This window comes from Sphaerospermopsis kisseleviana CS-549 (assembly GCF_028329225.1).
In the GTDB taxonomy this organism is placed as follows: Bacteria; Cyanobacteriota; Cyanobacteriia; order Cyanobacteriales; family Nostocaceae; genus Sphaerospermopsis; species Sphaerospermopsis kisseleviana.
This window is the reverse complement of sequence record NZ_JAQMTI010000204.1, coordinates 1-4,091: the sequence shown is the minus strand read 5'-3', so window position 1 is coordinate 4,091 and position 4,091 is coordinate 1. Positions and strand designations below refer to the sequence as shown.

Here is a 4,091-nt window from a genome sequence, read left to right as displayed (position 1 = left end):
TAAATTTTACAAAAAATGTTGATATTATTCAATATTTAAACGTATGAATTATAGCCCTTCGTCGATCGCTATTCAACCACCATTAACCCCAATTTTCTTAATTTTCATGTATTACAAAGCGAAGTGCGGAATGTGGGTTAAATCTGGTAATTTATCAAAAAATGTCAAAGTACGGAAATTAGACGTACAATAGAAAAAAGTTGAGATCCATAAAATTTATGCTAAATACTGGAAAATCATCATTATCTAAAAAAGAACGTTTAGAAGCACGATTAACTTCTGAACAGAAAGAACTATTACAAATTGCTGCGGAAATTGAAGGAACAACTTTAACTGATTTTGTCATTAGAAGCGCACAATCCCACGCTCGTAAAGTAATATCAGAACATAATCAGATTAAATTGAGTTTAGAAGATTCTCAATCTTTTGTAGAATCACTACTGCATCCTCCAACACCTAATGCACGGATGATGAAAGCTGCGGCTGAGTATAAAAAAGCAACAGAATTAAAATGACTATTCCTAACTTTAATTATATCATTGAGCCTATTTCTGCTCAACATAACCGAGATGATTTTTCCTGTGGAATAGAAGCACTTGACTATTATTTAAAAAAGCAAGCTAAACAGGATGTACGGCGATTTTTGACAGCAGTATTTGTTTTATATGATTCAGAAAAACAACATATTGCTGGTTATTATACATTAGCTGCAACTGCTATTCAATTAACTGATTTACCTGATTTTCTCATCAGAAAATTGCCTAAATATCCCTTACTTCCAGCTACATTATTAGGAAGATTAGCTATTGATAAAAATTATCAAAATCAGGGATTAGGTACTTTTTTATTATTTGACGCTTTAGCAAGAAGTAAGAATAATGAAGTAGCTTCTATGGCAGTTGTAGTGGATGCTAAAAATGATCAAGCTAAGGCATTTTATGAATATCATCAGTTTATCCCCTTTTCTAGTCAACCACTAAAACTTTATTTACCAATGGCGACTATTTTAGAGATGTTACCATAACTTTGTAGGGTGCGTTAGGAGTGTAAAAAGATGATAAAATACACAAATCAAATACATGACGTAACGCACCATTTTGATTGTCAGAATTAGGATACTCAGGATTAAAGGATGTACAGGATGGTAATTTTTAGATAGTTTAAATTATTTAAAGACAATCATCACAAAACATTCTGAAAAATCCTCAACATCCTCACAAAAAATCATCAAATAAAATAAGATACAATATTGATAATCCACATCACCCGAAATGATAATGGTTCAAACCCCTATTAAACCCCTAACCCTTGATGAATTTCTCAAATTACCAGAAACAAAACCAGCAAGCGAATTTATTAACGGTGAAATCATTCAAAAACCCATGCCCCAAGGAAAACATAGCACAGTTCAGCTTGACCTCGGTTCTAATATTAACCTAGCACTAAAACCCCAGCATATCGCCCGCGCATACTCTGAATTACGCTGTACCTTTGGCGGTAGATCCATTGTACCAGATATTGCCGTCTTCACTTGGGAACGCATTCCCCGCGATGAAAATGGTGAAGTTGCTAATACTTTTACTATCCCTCCTGACTGGACAATTGAAATACTTTCTCCTGAACAAAGTCAAACTAAAGTAGTTAGAAATATTCTTCATTGTCTTCAATATGGGACTCAAATGGGTTGGTTAATTGACCCTGAAGAAAAATTAATTTTTGTCTATTTTGCTGATCAACGTATTCTATTATTTGAATTAGAAACAGATACTTTACCTGTTCCAGCTTTTGCAGAGTCTTTTAATCTCACTGTAGGTCAACTTTTTAGTTGGCTAAATGAATAGAAGTTTAATATATTCTTTGTCTGAATCAGGATAACCAGGATTAAAGGATGAACAGGATAGTAATTTTTAGATTGTTTGTTGGTGATGAAAGTTGTATTTGTCAAAACTTATTTACCAATACAAAACCTACTAAAAATCCGATCTAAAACTGATTCCGTCACCTCTTCACCCGTAATTTCTCCCAACGCATAAATCGCACCTCGTAAATCAATAGTCCAAAAATCTAAAGGTAATTGATTTTTAATAGTTTCTTGCACCTGTGCTAAATCAATCTTTGCTTTTGTTAATGCTGCTGCTTGTCTTTGATTAATAGCTAAATCCAGATTAGCAGCTTCCACATTTCCAACTTCCACACTTTCCAAAATCGCTGTTTCTAAATCATCAATACCCTGATTTTTCGCAGCAGCAGTTTCAATTTTAGCTTTTACATTTTGGATTTTAGATTTCAGAGTTTGTTTTTCTGCTTCGGAAATGAGGTCAATTTTATTAATTACTAAAATCAAAGGACGATGTTTTACCTGTTCATAAATTTCTTGATCTGCATCGGTCCAACCCACAGAACCATCAATAGTAAATAACACTAAATCTGCATTATTCGCAGCTTGACGCGATCGCTCAACTCCTATTTTCTCAACCTGATCTACTGTTTCCCTAATACCCGCAGTATCCAAAACTTGTACAGGTATTCCCCCTACAACTAACTGAGATTCTACCACATCACGGGTTGTACCAGGTAAGTCGGTGACAATAGCGCGATCGCTCTGACTCCAAGCATTTAATAAACTTGATTTTCCCACATTCGGACGGCCAACAATGGCAACTTTTAACCCAGTTCTTAATAATTCACCTTGATCTTTTGTGGCTAATAATTTATTTATTTCTAAACTAATTCTATCAATTTCATGAATAATTCTTTGTTCATCTAAAGGCGGTAAATCTTCTTCAAAATCAATTCTCGCTTCAATTTCTGCTAAAATATCTAAACATTGAGAGCGTAAATTTCTAATCGGTTGCGCTAATTTACCCCGTAAACCTGCTAATGCTGTTTGTGCAGCTTGGGGAGATTTTGCACCAACTAAATCTGCAATACTTTCAGCTTGGGTTAAATCTAATCTACCATTTAAAAAAGCCCTTAACGTAAATTCCCCCGGTTGCGCTAACCTTGCACCATTTTCTAAACATAATTGCAATACTTGTTGCACTGCCATAATTCCCCCGTGACAATGAAACTCTACCACATCTTCACGGGTGAAAGAACGGGGTGCTTTCATTATTAATAATAAAGCTTCATCAATTACTTGCTTGGTTTGGGGTTGACGGATAAAACCATAAAGGATGCGGTGACTTTCCCACGCTTGTTTTCCCGGTGCTAAAAATAGAGTTTTGGCGATCGCCATTGCATGATCACCAGAAACCCGCACAATACCTACACTACCTTGTTGGGGGACAACAGCAGTAGCGATCGCCGCGATCGTTCCAGTATGAGTTAATAATTCTGACATAGGAGTTTAGATAACAGGTAATAGGTAGCACCAAGAATAACTTCTGATAACCATACAAACTTAATAGTAATATTTATCTAAAGGTTAATAACGCCGTACTTGAGAGAGGAATTTACTGTGGAGCAGACAATTAACTGCGCTGAAGCTTGCGTTAACGGTTGCGTTTTAGGCGATAAATGTCCCAATATTGAGTTTAGAGAAGCAACTTCCAAGTTTATTGAAGAGACTTCGTTGGATAAAATGCTGGAGATAGCTGAAGAACGACTGCGGAAAAAAATGATGGAACCTCCAAAATGGGTATTTCCAGAAGATCCTTAATTTCCTAGTTCTTGAAACTTCCTGGACAAGCAAATGCAATAACGAATTTCATACTATTAATAATCATTTCTAGTGGCAGTATCTAATAACTATTGCCACTAATTATTAGTAAATTTGATGTAAATTTTCTTAGTAAATTTCTACATACCCAGTTCTATGTAAGGTGAATTAACACTAACTGCACCATTTTTAAACTAATTATCCCTAGCCTAGTTTACTTCTTTCTGAAGGTCAAGTACAAAATATCCAAAACCCCCTCTAAATAAATAGAGGAGGCATTGTTGTTAAATTGTTGTTAAATATTAAACCTGGCATCGAGCTATTGTGACAGAGGGCAACCCCTCAACTATCGTCGCCGCAGCAGCGTTTCACCTCTGAGTTCGGGAAGGGATCAGTGTGGTTCCACCGCGCCATAGACACCAGGAAAATC

The 4,091-nt window shown here is 35.6% G+C and carries 6 protein-coding genes and 1 rRNA gene; 5 read left to right on the top strand and 2 right to left on the bottom strand.

Annotated features, from left to right (window positions below; all coding sequences use genetic code 11):
• The first annotated feature begins 43 nt into the window (after nt 1-43).
• The 4 genes from PN497_RS16575 to PN497_RS16560 all read left to right on the top strand — a co-directional run bounded on the left by PN497_RS16575 (nt 44) and on the right by PN497_RS16560 (nt 1,841).
• A complete protein-coding gene (locus PN497_RS16575) occupies nt 44-193 on the top strand; it encodes a hypothetical protein (RefSeq protein ID WP_272110708.1) in 150 nt (49 codons plus the stop codon).
• Between the two features lie 25 nt (nt 194-218).
• Nucleotides 219-515, top strand: a complete 297-nt coding sequence (locus PN497_RS16570; protein WP_096571275.1) for a type II toxin-antitoxin system TacA family antitoxin — start codon at nt 219-221, stop codon at nt 513-515.
• Entirely contained in the window at nt 512-1,024 is a 513-nt protein-coding gene (locus PN497_RS16565) for a GNAT family N-acetyltransferase (protein ID WP_096571273.1), read from the top strand. The genes PN497_RS16570 and PN497_RS16565 overlap by 4 nt, the downstream gene beginning before the upstream one ends.
• Before the next feature lie 253 nt (nt 1,025-1,277).
• Entirely contained in the window at nt 1,278-1,841 is a 564-nt protein-coding gene (locus PN497_RS16560; protein WP_096571271.1) for a Uma2 family endonuclease, read from the top strand.
• Nucleotides 1,842-1,948: 107 nt separating this feature from the next.
• Here the strand turns inward: PN497_RS16560 and mnmE are convergent, their stop codons facing one another.
• The gene (mnmE, locus tag PN497_RS16555) at nt 1,949-3,343 is read right to left on the bottom strand and encodes a tRNA uridine-5-carboxymethylaminomethyl(34) synthesis GTPase MnmE (protein ID WP_096571269.1); all 1,395 of its coding nucleotides are present in this window, start codon (nt 3,341-3,343) and stop codon (nt 1,949-1,951) included.
• A gap of 117 nt (nt 3,344-3,460) precedes the next feature.
• Between mnmE and PN497_RS16550 the strand changes: the two genes are divergently transcribed.
• Nucleotides 3,461-3,661, top strand: a complete 201-nt coding sequence (locus PN497_RS16550; protein WP_096571267.1) for a hypothetical protein — start codon at nt 3,461-3,463, stop codon at nt 3,659-3,661.
• A gap of 306 nt (nt 3,662-3,967) precedes the next feature.
• Here the strand turns inward: PN497_RS16550 and rrf are convergent.
• Nucleotides 3,968-4,085: ribosomal RNA gene (gene rrf, locus PN497_RS16545) — 5S ribosomal RNA — on the bottom strand.
• Between the last annotated feature and the right edge of the window lie 6 nt (nt 4,086-4,091).